The organism is Duganella sp. S19_KUP01_CR8, assembly GCF_036688705.1.
GTDB lineage: Bacteria > Pseudomonadota > Gammaproteobacteria > Burkholderiales > Burkholderiaceae_D > Rugamonas.
The window spans coordinates 65,396-83,583 of sequence record NZ_JAQQPR010000012.1 but is presented as its reverse complement, the minus strand read 5'-3'; the positions used below and the strand labels follow the sequence as shown (position 1 = coordinate 83,583).

The 18,188-nt window shown below is 65.3% G+C and carries 18 protein-coding genes; all 18 read left to right on the top strand.

Annotation, left to right across the window (positions count from 1 at the left end; genetic code table 11):
* Nucleotides 1-2 precede the first annotated feature (2 nt).
* The 18 genes from V6M89_RS13905 (at nt 3) to V6M89_RS13820 (ending at nt 18,180) form a co-directional block, all read left to right on the top strand.
* Nucleotides 3-974 (top strand): Bug family tripartite tricarboxylate transporter substrate binding protein, encoded by a 972-nt coding sequence (locus tag V6M89_RS13905; RefSeq protein WP_332853725.1) that lies wholly within the window; start codon nt 3-5, stop codon nt 972-974.
* A gap of 32 nt (nt 975-1,006) precedes the next feature.
* On the top strand, nt 1,007-2,095 hold the full coding sequence (locus V6M89_RS13900) for an ABC transporter substrate-binding protein (protein ID WP_332853724.1): 1,089 nt from the start codon (nt 1,007-1,009) through the stop codon (nt 2,093-2,095).
* A gap of 118 nt (nt 2,096-2,213) precedes the next feature.
* Nucleotides 2,214-3,989, top strand: coding sequence for an ABC transporter permease (locus V6M89_RS13895; protein WP_332853723.1), 1,776 nt, complete (start codon nt 2,214-2,216; stop codon nt 3,987-3,989).
* Between the two features lie 27 nt (nt 3,990-4,016).
* Nucleotides 4,017-5,087, top strand: coding sequence for an ABC transporter ATP-binding protein (locus V6M89_RS13890; protein WP_332853722.1), 1,071 nt, complete (start codon nt 4,017-4,019; stop codon nt 5,085-5,087).
* Between the two features lie 339 nt (nt 5,088-5,426).
* On the top strand, nt 5,427-6,158 hold the full coding sequence (locus V6M89_RS13885) for a beta-ketoacyl synthase chain length factor (protein WP_332853721.1): 732 nt from the start codon (nt 5,427-5,429) through the stop codon (nt 6,156-6,158).
* Entirely contained in the window at nt 6,151-6,936 is a 786-nt protein-coding gene (locus V6M89_RS13880; RefSeq protein ID WP_332853720.1) for a lysophospholipid acyltransferase family protein, read from the top strand. The genes V6M89_RS13885 and V6M89_RS13880 overlap by 8 nt, the downstream gene beginning before the upstream one ends.
* A complete protein-coding gene (locus V6M89_RS13875) occupies nt 6,929-7,183 on the top strand; it encodes a phosphopantetheine-binding protein (RefSeq protein WP_332853719.1) in 255 nt (84 codons plus the stop codon). Before V6M89_RS13880 ends, V6M89_RS13875 begins: the two co-directional genes overlap by 8 nt.
* An 11-nt stretch (nt 7,184-7,194) precedes the next feature.
* A complete protein-coding gene (locus V6M89_RS13870; RefSeq protein ID WP_332853718.1) occupies nt 7,195-7,464 on the top strand; it encodes an acyl carrier protein in 270 nt (89 codons plus the stop codon).
* Between the two features lie 5 nt (nt 7,465-7,469).
* Nucleotides 7,470-8,015 (top strand): hypothetical protein, encoded by a 546-nt coding sequence (locus V6M89_RS13865; RefSeq protein ID WP_332853717.1) that lies wholly within the window; start codon nt 7,470-7,472, stop codon nt 8,013-8,015.
* Nucleotides 8,008-9,768, top strand: coding sequence for an AMP-binding protein (locus V6M89_RS13860; RefSeq protein WP_332853716.1), 1,761 nt, complete (start codon nt 8,008-8,010; stop codon nt 9,766-9,768). Before V6M89_RS13865 ends, V6M89_RS13860 begins: the two co-directional genes overlap by 8 nt.
* The gene (locus V6M89_RS13855) at nt 9,761-10,510 is read left to right on the top strand and encodes a glycosyltransferase family 2 protein (RefSeq protein WP_332853715.1); all 750 of its coding nucleotides are present in this window, start codon (nt 9,761-9,763) and stop codon (nt 10,508-10,510) included. Before V6M89_RS13860 ends, V6M89_RS13855 begins: the two co-directional genes overlap by 8 nt.
* Nucleotides 10,507-11,448, top strand: coding sequence for an LpxL/LpxP family acyltransferase (locus V6M89_RS13850; RefSeq protein WP_332853714.1), 942 nt, complete (start codon nt 10,507-10,509; stop codon nt 11,446-11,448). The genes V6M89_RS13855 and V6M89_RS13850 overlap by 4 nt, the downstream gene beginning before the upstream one ends.
* Nucleotides 11,435-13,006, top strand: coding sequence for an HAL/PAL/TAL family ammonia-lyase (locus V6M89_RS13845; protein WP_332853713.1), 1,572 nt, complete (start codon nt 11,435-11,437; stop codon nt 13,004-13,006). Before V6M89_RS13850 ends, V6M89_RS13845 begins: the two co-directional genes overlap by 14 nt.
* A complete protein-coding gene (locus V6M89_RS13840; protein ID WP_332853712.1) occupies nt 12,993-13,427 on the top strand; it encodes an acyl-CoA thioesterase in 435 nt (144 codons plus the stop codon). Before V6M89_RS13845 ends, V6M89_RS13840 begins: the two co-directional genes overlap by 14 nt.
* A gap of 20 nt (nt 13,428-13,447) precedes the next feature.
* A complete protein-coding gene (locus V6M89_RS13835; protein ID WP_332853711.1) occupies nt 13,448-14,047 on the top strand; it encodes an outer membrane lipoprotein carrier protein LolA in 600 nt (199 codons plus the stop codon).
* Entirely contained in the window at nt 14,044-16,395 is a 2,352-nt protein-coding gene (locus tag V6M89_RS13830) for an MMPL family transporter (RefSeq protein WP_332853710.1), read from the top strand. Before V6M89_RS13835 ends, V6M89_RS13830 begins: the two co-directional genes overlap by 4 nt.
* 4 nt (nt 16,396-16,399) lie before the next feature.
* Nucleotides 16,400-17,638, top strand: coding sequence for an NAD(P)/FAD-dependent oxidoreductase (locus tag V6M89_RS13825; RefSeq protein WP_442881975.1), 1,239 nt, complete (start codon nt 16,400-16,402; stop codon nt 17,636-17,638).
* On the top strand, nt 17,623-18,180 hold the full coding sequence (locus V6M89_RS13820) for a DUF3261 domain-containing protein (RefSeq protein WP_332853708.1): 558 nt from the start codon (nt 17,623-17,625) through the stop codon (nt 18,178-18,180). Before V6M89_RS13825 ends, V6M89_RS13820 begins: the two co-directional genes overlap by 16 nt.
* The last annotated feature ends 8 nt before the right edge of the window (nt 18,181-18,188 follow it).

The following is an 18,188-nucleotide window of genomic DNA, read 5'->3' as shown; positions in this document are numbered from 1 at the left end:
AGATGACTAAAGTTTTGCTGGCTTTGATTGCCGCGCTCACACTGTGCGCGGCAGCGCAGGCCGCAAGCCTGGAGTGCATCGTGCCGTCCAAGCCGGGCGGTGCGATGGACCTCACTTGCAAACTGGCGCAAAAGGGTTTGCAGGGCTTGAGCGGCACGCCGAAGCCGCCGCCGTCGGATATGCATATCAGCTATCTGCCGGGCGGGATCGGCGCGGTGGCCTGGCATTCGCTGGTGTCGCAGCGGCGCTCGGAGCCGAATACGCTGGTGGCTTTTTCGGGCGGCTCGCTGCTCAATCTGGCGCAGGGCAAGTTCGGCAAGGCCAAGTCTTCCGATGTACGCTGGGTGGCGGCGCTGGGCGCCGACTACGGCATGATCGCGGTGCGCGCCGATTCGCCCTACAAGACACTGGGCCAGCTGGTGGCGGCGCTGAAGGATCATCCCGAGAAGGTGCTGATCGGCGTGTCCGGCACCATCGGCAGCCAGGACTGGCTGAAGATGGCGATGGTGGTCAGGACCGCCGGCGTCGATCCGAAGGTGCTGCGTTTCGTGGCGCTGGAGGGTGGCGGCGAAGCCTTCGCCGCCATGCACGCCAACCTGGTGCAGGCGGTATCCGGCGACGCCAGCGAGGCGACGCTGTATGCGGCCGGCGGCAATACCAGGGTGCTGGCGATTCTGGCCGAGCACCGCCTGCCGGGCGTGTTGGCGAATGTGCCGACGGCGCGCGAGCAAGGCATCGACGTGGTGTGGCCGATCATCCGGGGCGTCTGGATGGGGCCACAGGTGTCGGATGCGGATTACCAGCACTGGGTCGCCAACTTCGACCGCGTGCTGGCCAGTCCGCAGTTCGCGCAAATGCGCGCGGCGTCGGGTCTGTTCCCGTTTGGGTTGACCGGCGACGCGCTGGCAGCATACGTAAAAAAGGCCGTGGATGATTACGGCAGGCGCGCCGCCGAACTCGGTCTGGTGCGCTGATGACCACTACACATAAAACGACGGAGACTATCATGATGTTGAAAACTACCTTGGCCGCTGCCTGCGCCACCCTGTTTGCCAGCGCGGCTTTCGCGCAGGTGCCGGCCGGCTATCCCGCCGACTATCAGAAGATCATCGACGGCGCCAAGAAAGAGGGCAAGCTGGTGATCTACGGCGCCACCGACAGCAAGGCCACCCAGCCGCTGATCAAGGACTTCAACGCCCAGTTCCCCGGCATCACCGTCGAATACAACGACATGAATTCAACCGAGGTCTATAACCGCTTCATCTCCGAAGTGGCGGCCGGCGGCAACACCGCCGATGCGATGTGGTCGTCCGCGATGGACCTGCAAATGCGCCTGGCCTCCGACGGCTACGCGCTCAAATACAAATCGGTCGAAACGGCCAAGATCCCCGGCTGGGCGGTATGGGACGACCAGGCCTACGGCACCACGTTCGAACCGGCCGCCATCGTCTACAACAAGCGCCTGGTGGACGCCAAGGAAGTGCCGCAGACGCACTCCGACTTCGCCAAGCTGATAACGCAGCCCAAGTTCAAGGACAAGGTCACCACCTACGACATCGAGAAATCCGGCGTGGGCTTCATGTTCATGACCCAGGACGCGCGCGAGAATCCGAAGTTCCTGGAACTGGAAAACGCCTTCGGCGAGGCCAAGGTGCGCGTGCAGTCGTCCACCGGCACCATGATGGAGCGTATCTCGTCGGGCGAGAACCTGATCGGCTACAACGTGCTGGGTTCCTATGCGCTGGTGCGCGCCAAGGCCGATCCGTCGATCGGCGTGGTGCTGCCGAAGGATTACACGCTGATCCTGTCGCGCGTACTGTTCATCAACAAGGCCGCCAAGAACGTCAACGCCGCCAAGCTGTGGCTGGACTACATGCTGTCGCACCGCGGCCAGACCATCATCGCCAACGACTCCAAGCTGTTCGCGATCCGCGCCGACGTCACCGGTGAAACCACCTCGGCGGACCTGATCAAGATGATCGGCAAGGACAACGTCAAGCCGGTGCCGGTCCATCCTATCGTGCTGCAGTTCCTGGGGCCGGCCAAGCGCATGGCTTTCCTCAAGCAGTGGAAAGAAACCGCAGGCAAGAAGTAAACGTCTCACCCGCCCGCGCACCCCGAACCGACGCGGGGTCTGACCCCGCCGGGGTCAGACCCCTGCCGCTGATCTGCGGGTTGGGCGCCCGCACGCGTACGTAGAAAACGGAATTCCTATGCAAACTCTCACTCTCCCAGGCTCCGGCCGGCGCAGCATCAACTGGACGCGCGGCGTCGTGGTGACGCTGGCGGCCATCGCCATTTTCCTGCCGCTGCTGCTGATCTTCTACCAGAGCTTCCTGAACGCGCCTTTCTTCATGCCCGTCAAGGAGTTGGGCCTGGACGCCTACCGCTTCATCTTCGACGATCCCGATTTCTCGGTGGCGTTCAAGAACGCCTTCCTGCTGGCCGCCGGCCTGACCGCCATCGCCGTGCCGCTGGGCGGCATGCTGGCCTTCCTGATGATACGCACCGACCTGCCGGGTCGCGGCTTCATCGCGCCGATGCTGCTGGTGCCGATCTTCGTGTCGCCGATGGTGATGGGTTTCGGCTACGTGGTGTCGATGGGGCCGGTGGGCTTCTACTCGCTGTGGGCCAAGGACATCCTCGGCTTCATCCCGTGGAATATCTACTCCTTCACCAGCATCGTGGTGATCGCCGGCCTGACGCACGTGCCGCACGTCTACCTGTACGCTTCGTCCGCGCTGAAAAGCCTGGGCTCCGATGTCGAGGAGGCGGCCCGCGTGGCCGGCGCCTCGCCGCTGCAGGTGATGTTCAACGTCTCGCTGCCGATGATCACGCCGGCGCTGGCGTATGCCGCCGTGCTGGTGTTCTTCCTCGGCTTCGAGGTGTTCGGCCTGGTGCTGGTGCTGGGCGATCCGGAAGGCCACCTGGTGCTGGCGACCTATCTGTACAAGCTGACCAACAAACTGGGCACGCCGTCCTACCACCTGATGGCCGCCGTCGCCGTCTGCCTGGTGATGGTGACGATGCCGCTGGTGATGATACAGCGCTGGCTGCTCAAGTCGGCCAACAAGTTCGTCTCGATCAAGGGCAAGGGCGCGCGCTCGAAGTCCATGCCGCTCGGTAAATGGAAGTGGCTGGCCTTCGCGCTGATCTTCGCCTGGCTTATGTTCACCATCATCATGCCGATGTCGGGCATCGTGTTGCGCTCCTTCGTGCAGTACTGGGGCGAGGGCGTCAACCTGCGCGACGTGCTGACCCTGCAGCACTTCCGCGAGATCATGGAGCAGCCGGCGCTGATGCGCGGCATCCTCAACACCATCCTGATCGGCGTGATCGGCGGCGCCCTGGCGGTGATCTGCTACTGCGCCATCGCGCTGGCCATGCACCGCAAGCCGGACGGCATCACCCGCTTCCTGGACTACAGCGTGCTGGTACCGCGCGCCGTGCCTGGCCTGCTGGCCGGCCTGTCCTTCCTGTGGGTGTTCCTGTTCGTGCCTAGCTGGCTCGATGGCATGTTGAAGGGCATGGACAACGGCGTGGCGTTGTGGCTGAGCGAGCATGCGATACCGCTGCTGCGATCGGTGCGCTCGACCATCTTCGCCCTGTGGCTGGCGTATTCGGTGGTGTGGCTGGCCTACGGCATGCGTTTGATTTCCACCGCGCTGCTACAAGTGGGCCCGGAGCTGGAAGAGGCGGCGCGCGCGGTTGGCGCATCGCGCGGCCAGGTGACGCGCGACGTCACCATCCCGCTGGTCAAATACGGCCTGCTTGGCGCGTGGCTGATGGTGTTCCTGATCTTCGAGCGCGAGTACTCGACCGGTGTGTACCTGCTGTCGCCGGGCACCGAGGTGATAGGCGCGATGCTGGTGTCGCTGTGGGCCACCGGCTCCACCGACCTGGTGGCGGCGCTATCGTTCATCAATATTTCGCTGGTGGCCATCGGCCTGGGCGTGGCCCTGCGCTTTGGCGTTAAGCTTCACAACTAATAAAAAATTATGAAACGAGACCTCATCATGAACGAACTGACCGTCAACGACCTGCACCTGGACTACGGCACCGGCGCCCACGCCAACCAGATTCTGAAGGGCGTGTCCATGCACCTGCAAAAAGGCGAAGTGGTGGCGCTGCTGGGCCCTTCGGGCAGCGGCAAGACCACGCTGCTGCGCGCGGTGGCCGGACTGGAAAGCCCGAAGCAGGGCACCATCGCCATCGGCGACCGCAATGTGTTCGACGGCGCGAAGAACTTTGAAATGGCGGCCGAGCACCGCAACCTGGGCCTGGTGTTCCAGTCCTACGCGCTGTGGCCGCACAAGACGGTGTTCGACAACGTCGCCTACGGCCTCAAACTGCGCAAGATGGGCAGCAGCGAGATCAAGGACAAAGTCAGCGACGTGTTGAAGAACCTGGGCCTGGGCCACCTGGCCGAACGCTTCCCGCACCAGTTGTCGGGTGGCCAGCAGCAGCGTGTGGCGATCGCGCGCGCACTGGTGTACAACCCGCCGGTGATCCTGCTGGACGAGCCGCTGTCCAACCTGGACGCCAAGCTGCGCGAAGAAGCGCGCGCCTTCCTGCGTGAGCTGATCGTGCGACTGGGCCTGTCGGCGCTGATGGTCACGCACGACCAGGCCGAGGCGATGGCGATCTCGGACCGCATCCTCTTGCTCAACAACGGCAAGATCGAGCAGCAAGGCTCGCCGCAAAGCATGTACGAAACGCCGGACACACTGTTCACCGCCGAATTCATGGGCAGTAACAACCGCCTGCCGGCCAAGGTGGTGCAGCGCGACGGCGCCCGCGTGATGCTCGATATCGGCGGCAAGCCATTGCAGGGCACCGCGCGCGGCGCCGGCGGCGGCGAGCCGTCGACCATCATCCGCGTGGAGGAAGTGAAGGTCAGCGCGACCCCGGTGGAAAACGCGATCGAACTGCCGCTGCTGACCTGCATGTACCTGGGCGACCGCTTCGAGTGCCTGTTCAAGAGCGAGAGCGGACCGGAAATGAGCTTGCGCGCCTATTCCAAGTACAAGCTGGAAGCCGGCAAATACTGGCTGCAACTGCCGGCCGACAAACTCTGGGTGTTCTAACCCCGTCAACCTCCCGGACCGCCGCCCAGGCGAGTCCGGGCCTTGCCCCGCTTTCGCGTCCTCCCGCGAGACATATCTGCAACAGTCCTGCAAGATTCCTTCATTCTGCCGTCCCCGCTCTCTTCTGCCAAAAAACGCGACCTTTGGAGAGGATTCGCGCTATTAACTGTGCAAAATGCGCAGATAAATAAGAAAGTAGTTGCACACTGTTCACTTGTTTGCCTTGACGGCAAGAACAGTCGTTTATAATTTCAAAAATACGTTGGCTGGCATTTCTGCGGCATGTGAGCATGAGGTCGCACCTTTTTTTCATCTCAATGCCCAGGATTATTTAACAACATGCGTACGAACGGTGTCAGTTTTTCTATCTCCCGCCATGCCGAATGGGCGCCGGGACTGGTCGCGCCCGAAGCCTGGGAGCAGTGGGCGCAGGCGCCATTTACGATACAGGCCGGGGCCGAGCCGGGCGTCAAGGCGATGCCTGCGATGCTGCGCCGCCGTGCCGGCTTTCTCGGTAAGATGGCGCTGGAAGTCGCCTATCAATGCCTCGACGGCCGCACCGACATCCCCACGGTCTTCTGCTCGCGCCACGGCGATGCCGAGCGTTCGCTGGAGTTGCTGGGCGATCTGGCGCGCGGCGAGCCTTTGTCGCCGACGGCGTTCAGCATGTCGGTGCATAACGCCATCGCCGGGCTGCTGAGCATCGCCCGCAGCGACCGTGCCAATCAACTGGCGCTGGCCGCCGGCGCCGCCAGCATCGAGCATGCGGTCATCGAGGCTTGCGGCTTGATGGCGGACGGCGCGCCGCAGGTGCTGCTGGTGGCCTGCGATAGCCCTCTGCCGGAATTGTTCGCGCCGTTCCAGGATTGTGAAGAACAGCCGTACGCCTGGGCGTGGCTGCTGACGCCTGCGGCGGACGATGCGATATCGTTGAACTGGACCGCGAGCGCCGAGCCGCCTTCGGCCGGCATGCCGGCCGGCCTGGAAGTGGCACGGTTCCAGCTGCGTGGCGCGCGGCGGCTGGAGCGTTGCGATGGACGCTTGCGCTGGAGCTGGAGCCGCGATGCATGACGGGTTGACGGCCACGCTGTCGCGCTACTGGCGGGTGGTCGCCACGGGCCTGAGTTTCCTGGTGTTTGGCGTAGGGGGGCTGCTGCTGGGCGGGCTGGTGTTCCCGGCGCTGAGCGTGGTCGTACGCAAGCCGGAAAGACGCGTGAAGGCGGTACGCACGCTGATACGGTGGGCGTTCCGCTTTTATGTGGATTTGATGCGCGCGCTGGGCGTGTTGCGCTACCAGATGCGCGGCATGGAGAAGCTGGACCGGGGCGGCCTGCTGATACTGGCCAACCATCCGACGCTGATCGACACCGTGTTCCTGATGGCATTCGTGAAGAACGCCGATTGCATCGTCAAGGGGGAGTTGTGGCATAACCCCTTTACGCGCGGGGCGCTGCGCGCGGCGGGCTATATCAGCAACCAGGGCGGGGCGGAACTGGTGGACGATTGCATCGCCTCTCTGCGGTGCGGCAACAACCTGATCGTGTTCCCGGAAGGGACGCGCACGCCGGGTAATGGCGTGATCAGCATGAAGCGCGGCGCGGCCAATATCGCGGTGCGTGGCGCGCGCGACATGACGCCGGTGCTGATCCGCTGCGAGCCGGCCACGCTGGGCAAGGGTGATAAATGGTGGCGCGTGCCTTCGCGCCGGGTGCTGATACGGATCGACGTCCAGGACGACCTGGCGATCGCCGCCTTTAACGAGGAAGCCGCCAGCAACGTGATGGCGGCGCGTCAGTTGACTGAATTTTTACAGAATTATTTTACCGGGAAGTGCAAAAGCCATGCTTGAACTGGAAGTGAAACAACTGATCATCGATGTGCTGCAACTGGAGGACATCACGCCGGCCGATATCGATAGTGCGGCGCCGCTGTTCGTCGAAGGCCTGGGCCTGGACTCGATCGACGCGCTGGAACTGGGCGTGGCCTTGCAGAAGAAGTACGGGATTTCGCTGTCCGCCGATTCGGAAGACACCCGTCGCCATTTCGCCTCGGTGCAGGCGCTGGCAGCGATGATCGATAGCCACAGAAAGAAATAAAGGGGCAGGACATGATAGCTTTGAACGAGATGAGTAAAGACCAGCTGCAGATCTGCGTCATCGATCTGCTGGTCGAGATGTTTGAACTCGATAAGGCAAACCTGAGCGCGGATTCGAACCTTTACGCCGATCTGGATATCGACAGCATCGACGCGGTCGACCTGGCGGTGAAGCTCAAGCAGCTGACCGGCAAGCGCTTGCAGCCGGAGGTGTTCAAGACCATCCGCACCATCGGCGACGTGGTCGATGCGCTGGCCGGCATGACGGAGCCGGCGGCGTAAGTACGATGCCGATGACCATACTGACGGTGGCGGTGACGCTGCTGTATCCGCTGGCGATCTGGCTCGGACATGGACAAGTGCAGCCGCGTTGGCTGGCCGGCCTGCTGCTGCTGGCCGTGGCCACGCGCCTGCCCGCGCTGAAGCTGAGCGGGGTTGCGCGCTGGTCGGCGGCGGGTGCGCTGGTGCTGATGGCGTGCGCGATCTGGAGCAATCTGCTGCTGCCGTTGAAGCTGTATCCGGTGCTGGTCAACGCTGCGCTGCTGGCGGGCTTCGGCTACAGCCTGGCGACGCCGATGTCGGCGGTCGAGCGCATGGCGCGCCTGCGCGGCGAGGACTTTCCGCCGCCGGCGCAAGCCTATATGCGCAAGGTGACGCAGGTGTGGTGCGTTTTCTTCGTCATCAACGGCATGATCGCCTTCGCCACCGCGCTGTGGATGTCGGAGGCCGCATGGTCGCTGTACACCGGCGTGATCTCATACGGATTGATGGCATTGCTGTTCGGCGCCGAGTATCTGGTGCGCCTGCGTTTCAAGCGTCTGCATCATGTCTGACCGGATCGAAAACCTGTACGCGGCGATCGCGGCGCGGCCCGTCGACGGCGTGGCCGGATGGCGTGATGGCGCCGCCATCGGCAATGGCCGCCTGCTGGCGCGCGCGCGCGCCTGGCATGCGCTGCTGCGCGGCCAGGCGGGCCGCAATTTCGCCCTGTACCTGGACGATAGCGTGGAATTCGGCGCGGCCTTGCTGGGCGCCTGGCATGCCGGCAAAACCATCTGGCTGAGCGCCGATACGCTGGAGGCCAGCTGCGCCGCCCTGCGCGCTTCGGTGGACGGTTTCCTCGGCCAGTTCCCGGCGGAGCTGCGGCCGATGCAGCCCGCCGAAGCGGGCGACGAGTCCTCCGCTACACAGATGGCCAAGATGGGCGGCGCCTTGTCGCCCGACCTGCCGGCGCTGGTCGTGTTCACGTCCGGCAGCACCGGCGCGGCGCAAGCCATTCCTAAAAAATTGTCGCAGCTGGCGAGCGAGGTCGAAACCCTGGACGTGCTGTTCGGCGCCACCGCCGGCGACGCCGCCGTGCTGGCGACCGTCTCGCACCAGCACATCTACGGCCTGCTGTTCAAGGTCCTGTGGCCGCTCAGTAGCGGCCGCGCGATCCATGCGCTGAGCATCGCCTATCCGGAACAACTGGCGGCGTGCATGGCCGCCGGTCCGTGCGTGCTGGTGGCCAGCCCGGCCCACCTGAAGCGCTTGCCGGAGCATCTGGACTGGCGCGGCGCGGTGCGCATGCTGCGGGCGGTGTTTTCGTCCGGCGGTCCGCTGGCGGCGGAAACCGCGCTGGCCGCCGGCGCTCTGCTGGGCCGCGTGCCGGTGGAAGTCTATGGCAGCTCGGAGACCGGCGGCGTCGCATGGCGCCAGCGCGGCGGCATGGCCGACGATGCCTGGCTGCCTTTCCCCACCGTGGCATGGCGCCTTGGCGCGGCGGACGACACGCTGGAAGTGCGGTCGCCGCATCTGGCCGACGACAACTGGCTGGCGCTGGCCGACCGCGCCACGCGCATCGGCGAACAACGCTTCCTGCTGCTGGGCCGCAGCGACCGCATCGTCAAGATCGAGGAAAAACGCATCTCGCTGAGCGCGATGGAGGCGGCGCTGCTGGCCAGCGGCATGGCGGCCGAAGCGCGCGTGGTCCTGTGCGAGCCGGATGCCGGTGAACGCCAGCGGTTGGCGGCGTTCGTCGTGCCGACGCCGGCGGGCCGCGAACTGCTGGAGGCCGAAGGCAAGGCCGCGCTCAACGCTCGTCTGCGCGCGGTGCTGGCTACTGTGGTGGATTCGGTGGCGCTGCCGCGCCGCTGGCGCTACCTGGACCAGATGCCGGTCAACTCCCAGGGCAAGACCACGCTGGCCGCCTTGCTGGCGTTGCTCGGCGACGACGACGGCGCGATCGGCCGTCGTCCGCGCCTGCCGCAATTGCGCGAGTTGGAACGCGAACCGCAGCGCGTGCTGTTGGAAGTAAGCGCGCCGGCCAACCTGCTGTATTTCGACGGCCACTTCGACGTTGCGCCCATACTGCCCGGCGTGGTGCAGGTCGACTGGGCGATCCATTACGGTCGCCACTATTTCAACTTGCCGCCGCAGTTCAAGGGCATCAATGCGCTCAAGTTCCAGCAGGTGATCCAGCCGGAGACCCCGGTGCAGCTGGAGCTGCTGCACGACGCAGCCAAGAGCTGCCTGCAATTCCGCTATGTATCCGATGCGGGGCAGCATGCCAGCGGCCGCGTCATACTGGGAGAGGCGGATGCCTGATTTCAAACCCTGCATCGTGGTGCCGGTCTATGACCACGAACACGCGATCGGCGCAGTGCTGGACGGGCTGCTGCGCCACGGCGCGCCATGCATCCTGGTCGACGACGGCAGCGGCGCCGCCTGCGCCGCCGTGCTGGACGCGCTGGCACAACAACATGCCGGCTCCGTAACGCTGGTGCGCCTGCCTCGGAACCAGGGCAAAGGCGTCGCTGTGCTGAGCGGCTTCCGCCGCGCGGCGGAACTGGGCTACACCCATGTACTGCAAATCGACGCCGACGGCCAGCACGAGACCGGCGACGTGCCGAAGTTCCTTGCGCAAGCCGCCGCCCGCCCAGACGCCATCGTCGCCGGCCATCCGGTCTATGACGAGTCGGTGCCTAAGGTGCGCCTGTACGGCCGCTACGCCACCCACATCTGGGTCTGGATCAATACCCTGTCGTTCGACATCAAGGATTCGATGTGCGGCTTCCGCGTCTATCCGGTGGCGGCGGTCAATGCGCTGGCGGCGCGCACCCCCATCGGTGCGCGCATGAACTTCGATACCGACATCCTGGTGCGCTTGTTCTGGGATGGCCTGCAAGTGGTGAACCTGCCGACCCGCGTCCGCTATCCGACGGACGGCGTATCGCACTTCCGCATGTGGCGCGACAACGTGCTGATCACGTGGATGCACGCCAAACTGTTTTTCGGCATGTTGCCGCGCATTCCCCGCCTGCTGGCGCGAAAAAGGCAGGTCCGATGACCGCGCGTAATCCGCACTGGGCCTCCATCAACGAGATCAGTTTCGTGGCGGGCATGCGCCTGATGTTCTGGATCTGCCGGGTATTCGGCCGCTGGCCGTTTCGCGTGGTGCTGTATCCGGTGCTCGGTTGGTACATACTGAGCAAGCCGCGGCCGCGCCGCGCTTCGCAGGCGTATTTGCGCCGCGTGGCCAGCTACACCTCAACCGCCGCGCCGGGCGTGCTGCGCCACTTCGCCGCTTTCGGCGAGAGTATCCTCGACAAGATGCTGCTGTGGAGCGGCTTGTTCAAACTCGATACGGTCGATGTGCATGGCGGCGACCTGATTGTCGAAGCGGCGGCGGCGGGACGCGGTGGCCTGGTGATCTGCGCCCACCTGGGGAACCTTGAGCTGTGCCGCGTGCTGTCGCGCCGGCGCCATGACATCAAACTGACGGTGCTGGTACACACCAAGCACGCGCAGGCCTTCAACGGCATGCTGGCCCGCCTGAACCCGGCGAGCCAGCTGAATTTGTTGCAGGTGACGGAGATGTCGCCTGCCACCGCGATGCTGTTGTCCGAGCGCGTGGCGCGCGGCGAGTTCGTGGTGATCGCCGGCGACCGCATCCCGGTCTCGCACAATCCGCGCGTGGCGCTGGCCGACTTCATGGGCGCGCCGGCGCCGTTCCCGGTCGGCCCGTATGTGCTGGCCAACCTCCTGCAATGCCCGGTGTTCCTGCTGTTTTCGATCCGCCAGGGGCGCCGCTCGGCGCTGTATTTTGAAGCCTTCCGCGATGCCGTGCGCATTCCGCGCCAGGACCGCGACGCCGCATTTCAGCAACTGGCCGGCGATTACGCACGGCGGCTGGAGCACTACTGCCTGCGCGCGCCGCTACAGTGGTTTAACTTTTACGATTTCTGGCACTTAGCCCAACTGGAACAATCCGATGCACCTCGCTGACCTAGCCCAACTCAACTCCGCGCCGCGTACCGTGCGCTTCGACCGGGATCGCCTGACGATCGAAGACATCGTCGACATCGCGCAAGGCCGGGCCGTGGCCGCGCTGTCGGACGATCCGGACTTCCGCGCCGCCATCGCGCGCGGCGCCGACTTCCTCGACCGCCTGCTGCGCGAGGACGGCACCGTCTACGGCGTCACCACCGGCTACGGCGACTCCTGCACCGTGGTGGTGCCGCCGGAACTGATTGCGGAGCTGCCGCATCACCTGTACACCTATCACGGCGTCGGCCTGGGCGAGTACTTCACGCCGGCGCAGACGCGCGCCATCCTGGCTTCTCGCCTGGCGTCGCTGAGCAAGGGCTATTCCGGCGTCAGCGTCGAGCTGCTGCTGCAAATCACGCGCCTGCTGGACGCCGGCTTGCTGCCGCTGATTCCATCCGAGGGCTCGGTCGGCGCCAGCGGCGACCTGACGCCGCTGTCCTACCTGGCGGCGGTGCTGTGCGGCGAACGCGAAGTGTGGCGCGACGGCGTACAGGTGCCGGCCGCGCAGGCCTTGCAGGAAGCCGGCATCACGCCGCTGCGCCTGCGTCCGAAGGAAGGGCTGGCGATCATGAACGGCACCGCCGTCATGACCGCGCTGGCCTGCATGGCCTACGACCGCGCCGAATACCTGGTCCGGCTGAGCACCCGCATCACGGCGATGGCCTCGTTCGCGATGGACGGCAACGCCCACCACTTCGACCAGGTGCTGTTCTCGGTCAAGCCGCACGGCGGCATGCAGCAGGTGGCGGCGTGGCTGCGCAGCGACCTGCCGACCGACCAGTGGGAACGCAACGGCAAGCGCCTGCAGGACCGCTACTCGATCCGCTGCGCGCCGCACGTGATCGGCGTGCTGGCCGACGCGATGCCGTTCTTCCGTTCTTCGATCGAGAACGAACTCAATAGCGCCAACGACAATCCGCTGATCGACGCCGACAACGAGCGCGTGCTGCACGGCGGCCATTTCTACGGCGGCCATATCGCTTTCGCTATGGACGGCATGAAGAACGCGGTCGCCAACCTGGCCGACCTGCTGGACCGCCAGATGGCGCTGCTGGTCGACAGCCGCTACAACCACGGCCTGCCGGCCAACCTGTCCGGCGCCACCGGCGCGCGCGCGCCGATCAACCACGGGCTGAAGGCCTTGCAGATCAGCGCGTCGGCGTGGACGGCGGAAGCGCTCAAGCTGACCATGCCGGCTTCGGTGTTCTCGCGTTCGACCGAGTGCCACAACCAGGACAAGGTCAGCATGGGCACCATCGCCGCGCGCGACTGCCTGCGCGTGCTGGAACTGACGGAGCAGGTCGTGGCCGCGCTGCTGATCACCGTGCGCCAAGGCGTATGGCTGCGTTGCCAGGTCAACCCGGAACTGCAGCCACAGGCAGCGCTGGCGGCGATGCAGGAAGCGTTGGGCGCCGACATCAAGCCGGTCGAGGAAGACCGCCGGCTGGAACCGGACCTGCGCCTGCTGCTGGAACGCATCCGCGCCAAGGCATGGGATCTGTATGCGCCGAGCTAACAAGGAAAGCCGCTGGTTCGCGGAGGTCGAGATGCAGGTGCAGTTCTTCGACCTGGATCCGATGGAGATCGTCTGGCATGGCCGCTACGTCAAGTACCTGGAAGTGGTGCGCTGCGCGTTGCTGGACAAGATAGGCTATAACTATCCGCAGATGAAGGAATCCGGCTACTCGTGGCCGGTGATCGACATGCAGCTGCGCTATGTGGGCTCGGCCACTTTCGGCCAGACGCTCAAGCTGCGCGCAGATATCGTCGAATGGGAAAACCGCCTGAAGATCGACTACCTGATCACCGACGCCGTCACCGGCAAGCGTTTGAACCGCGCCAGCACCACCATGGTCGCCGTCGATATCGCCACCAAGGAGATGTGCTACGTGTCGCCTCCCGTGCTGTTTGAAAAATTAGGGATAGAACCTGTATGAAGCCGATGATTAAACCGATAATGAAATCGATATTGCTGGCGGCCGCGCTGGCTGCCCTGGGCCAGGCCCACGCCGCTGCGCCGGTGGCGAAGATCCAGGCCATGCTTGCCAAGCCGCCGGTGATGTGCGGCCGCTTCGACCAGAGCAAGCAACTGGCCGGCATGAAGAAGCCGCTGGCCGCCAACGGCCGCTTCTGCGTCGTCGCCGGCAAGGGCGTGTTGTGGCGCACCTTGCAGCCTTTCCCCAGCACGCTGCGCCTGACGCGCGACGAAATCGTCAACTACCAGGGCGACCGCGTGGCGATGCGCCTGGACGCCAAGACCGAGCCGACCGTCCGCATGATCAACAACGTGCTGTTCTCGCTGCTGTCCGGCGACCTGGGACAGCTGGAGACGCTGTTCGAGGTGGACGGCACGGTTGACGCCAGCAGCTGGAACGTCATGCTCAAGCCGCGCCAGCCAGGGTTGGAGAAGGCGATCGGCACCATCAAGCTCGATGGCGGCGCCTACGTCAAGACCATCGTCATGGGCGACGCCGCCGGCGACCGTACGACCATTGTGTTCTCGGCGATCCAGGCCGGTGAAGCCGCGATGACCAAGGAAGAGGCGGCGCTGTTTTGAGCCGTACCCGCCAACTTGCGCTGCTGTGGGCCCTGGTGGTCTGCCTGCTGCTGGGGCATAACGCCTATCTGTGGCTGGTGCAGCGCATCGCGCCGGATACCGACATCATGGCACTGCTGCCGGTGCAGGAGCGCGATCCCGTGTTGCAGCAATCGTTCAGCCATATGGTCGATGCGGCGCAGCAGCGGGTGGTGGTGCTGGTCGGCGCGGACGACTGGCAGGACGCCCGGCGCGCGGCGGATGCCTACAGCGCGGTGCTGGCCGCCCGCAAGGATATTTTCGAGGCGACGCCGATCAACGAACAGACGCAGAACGACTGGCTGTCCCTGTTCCAGCGCCATCGATTGACGCTGATGACGGCGCAGCAGGAGGCGCAGTTGCGCGCGCAGCCGTCGCAGTTCTGGCTCGAAGCGGCGCTGGCAAAACTGTATGCCCCGTTCGGCGGCCCGAACCTGGGTTCGTGGCGGGACGATCCGTTCGGCCTGTTCTCCGGCTGGCTGCAGGAGCGCGCGCAGGAAACGCCGGTGCGCCCGCGCGATGGCCACCTGTACGTCGCCGACGGGCAGCGCCAGTACGTGCTGCTGCCGTTGACGCTGAAAGTGCCGGCGTTGTCGATGACGGCGCAGGAAACCGTGCTGCCGTTGCTGAAGCAGGCCGGCGACGCCGCCCGCAAGGCGATGCCGCAAGTTGAACTGATACAGGCCGGCGTGATCCTGCACGCGGCAAACGCCAGCGCCCAGGCCAGCGGCGAGGTGTCGACCATCGGCATCGGCTCGCTGCTGGGCATCGTGCTGCTGATGTGGTTTGCCTTCCACTCGTTCAAGCCGATTTCGCTGATCCTGCTGTCGATCGGCATCGGCTGCCTCGGCGCGCTGTCGGTGTGCTGGCTGCTGTTCGGCCGGGTCCACCTGATGACATTGGTGTTCGGCGCGAGCCTGATCGGCGTGGCGCAGGACTACGGCATCTATTTCCTGTGTAACCGCCTCGCGGCCGACGAAAAACTGGCGTCGCCGGCATTGTTGAAACGCCTGCTGCCGGGCCTGGGCCTGACCTTGCTGGCGGCGGTGATCGGCTACATGGGACTGGCGCTGACGCCGTTCCCCGGCCTGCGCCAGATGGCGGTGTTTTCCGCGCTCGGCCTGGTGTTCGCCTGGCTGACGGTGGTGTGCTGGTTCCCGGCGCTGATCGGCGGCCGCACGCTGAAGAGCGGGGCGCTGGTACGTGTCTACGGCGCGGCCTTGCAGCGTTGGCCGCTGCTGCGCATGAACCGCGCCACGCTGCTGGCCGCCGTGGCGTTCGCGCTGGCGGCTGGCTATGGCGTCAGCCGACTGGGCGCCAACGACGACATCCGCCTGCTGCAAAATCCACCCAAGCACCTGATCGCCGACCAGATCAAGTTGAGCAAGCTGCTGGACGCGCCGACGCCGGTGCAGTACTTCCTGGTGCGCGGCGATTCCGCCGAGACGGTGCTGCAACGCGAGGAGGCGCTGAAGGCGCGGCTGGACCCGATGGTGGCGGCGCACCGCATCTCCGGCTACCAGGCGATGTCCAACTGGGTGCCGTCCGCACGCACGCAGGCCGCGCGCCGCCAGCTGATCGAAGACAAACTGCTGGCGGCGGACGGTCCGCTGCACGCGATCGCCGCGCAAACCGGCGAGGACGCGCAATGGGTCGCCGCCACCACCGCCGGCTTGCGCAGCGCCGCAGCGCCGCTGACGCTGGACGATTTCCTGAAGACTCCCGCCAGCGAGCCGTGGCGCCATCTATGGCTGGGCGACGTCAAGGGCGTGTACGCCAGCATCGTCGCCTTGCGCGGCCTGTCCGGCGCCGCCGTGCCGCAGGTGCTGCAGGCCGCCGACGGATTGCAGGGCGTGCAGTGGGTCGACAAAGTGGCCGAGATTTCGTCGGTGCTGGGCCGCTATCGCGAGTATATGAGCTGGGTGGTGCTGGGCGCCTACGCGGTGGTGTTTGCTCTGCTGCTCCCGCGCTACCGCCGTCGGACCTGGCGCGTGCTGGCGCCGACCGCGCTGGCCAGCATCGCCACGCTGGCCTTGCTCGGCATGGCGTCGCAGAACCTGCAACTGTTCCACGTGCTGGCGCTGATGCTGCTGCTGGGCGTTGGCGTCGACTACGGCATCTTCATGCAAGAGCATCCCGACCGCAGCGACCGCACGCCGTGGCTGGCGGTCGGCATGTCTGCGGCGAATACGATTTTGTCCTTCGGTCTGCTGGGACTGAGTTCTACACCGGCATTGCAGGCGTTCGGCCTGACGATGCTGCTGGGGACCGCCCTGGTCTGGTTGATTGTTCCCTGTTTTGGCTACGCCAACGAAAGCAACTATGACTGACGCAATGAATATCGAAACCGTTGAAATCCTGATTGTCGGCGCCGGCCCCGCGGGAGCGGTGGCCGCCGCGCTGCTGCGCCAGCAGGGGCGCCAGGTGTTGGTGCTCGAACGCGAACAGTTCCCGCGGTTCTCCATCGGTGAGAGCCTGCTACCGCAAAGCATGGCCTATCTGGAGCAGGCGGGCATGCTGCAGGCCGTGGTCGAAGCGGGCTTTCAGTTCAAGAACGGCGCGGCGTTCATGCGCAACGGCCGCTATACCGATTTCGATTTCCGCGACAAGCATTCGGCCGGATGGGGCACCACCTACCAGGTGCAGCGCGCCGACTTCGATCATATTCTGGCCAGGGAAGCGGAGCGTTTCGGCGCCGAGGTGCGTTATCGTCATGAAGTGCTGAATATCGAACTGGGCACGAAAGGAGTCCCCGCCCTGGTCACGGTCAAGCGGGCGGATGGCGAGCAGTATCAGGTTCGCGCCGGTTTCATACTGGACGCCAGCGGTTTTGGCCGCGTCCTGCCGCGCCTCCTGAAATTGGAAACCCCGTCCAACTTCCCGGTGCGCGGCGCGATCTTCACGCACATTGAAGACGGTATCCAGGTCGGCGATTTCGACCGCACCAAGATACGCGTCACCGTGCATCCCCAGCATTGCGACGTCTGGTTCTGGACCATTCCGTTTGCCGGCGGCCGCTGTTCGCTGGGCGTGGTTGCGGAGACCAGCTTCCTCGACCGCTACCAGGGCAGCGCCACCGAGCGCCTGCAAGCGATCGTGGCGGAGGAGCCGTCGCTGTCTGCGTTGCTGGCCCATGCCAAGTGGGACACGCCGGCGCGCCAGATCGTCGGCTACTCGGCCAACGTCGACAAGCTGTGGGGCGAGGGCTATGCCTTGCTGGGCAATGCAGGCGAGTTCCTCGACCCGGTATTCTCGTCGGGCGTGACCATCGCCTTCAAGTCGGCCAGCCTGGCCGCCGCGGTGCTGGAACGCCAGTTCGCCGGCGAGCAGGTCGACTGGCAGGCAGACTTCGGCGCGCCGCTGCGCAAGGGTGTGGATACGTTCCGCGCCTTTGTCGAGTCATGGTATGCCGGCGGCTTCCAGACCATCATCTTCCATGAGAATCAACAGCCGGGGGTGAAACGCATGATTTCAGCCATCCTGGCCGGCTACGCCTGGGACTTGAGCAATCCGTTCGTCAAGGAGACGTCGCGCCGCCTGGCGGCACTGGAGGCGGTATGCGCGCAGGGTTGATGCGAGGTTGCGCGCCGTTGCTGGCGGGGCTGCTGCTGGCCGCCTGCGCCACCACGCCGCCGCCACAGGCCCGCCTGGGTTTGAAGCTGGCGCCGGCGGCGCTGGGTACTTCGATCAGCGTGCAACAGCACTTGAAGGTCGAGCGCAACGGCCGCACCGATGATCTGGACGTCGCGCTGCAGGTGGAGCCGGACGCGATCGACGTCGTCGGCCTGGCTTTCAGCCAGCGCGTGCTGACGCTGCATTACGACGGCAAGGAGCTGACCTCGTGGCGGCACGTGATGCTGCCGTCGCAGGTGCGCCCCGAGGACGTGCTGGAGGACATGCAGCTGACCCTGTGGCCGGCCGAGGCGATCGCCGCCGCGCTGCCGCCGGGCTGGCGCGTCGCCGAGCAGGGCGCGCACCGCACGCTATTCCTGGACGATCAACCCATCATGCAGATCTCCTACAGCGGCACGCCGCGCTGGAGCGGCACCGTGGTGCTGGACAATTTACGATATCACTATAAGCTGACAATACAGTTTGCGGCGCCTACCGACTGAGACCGACG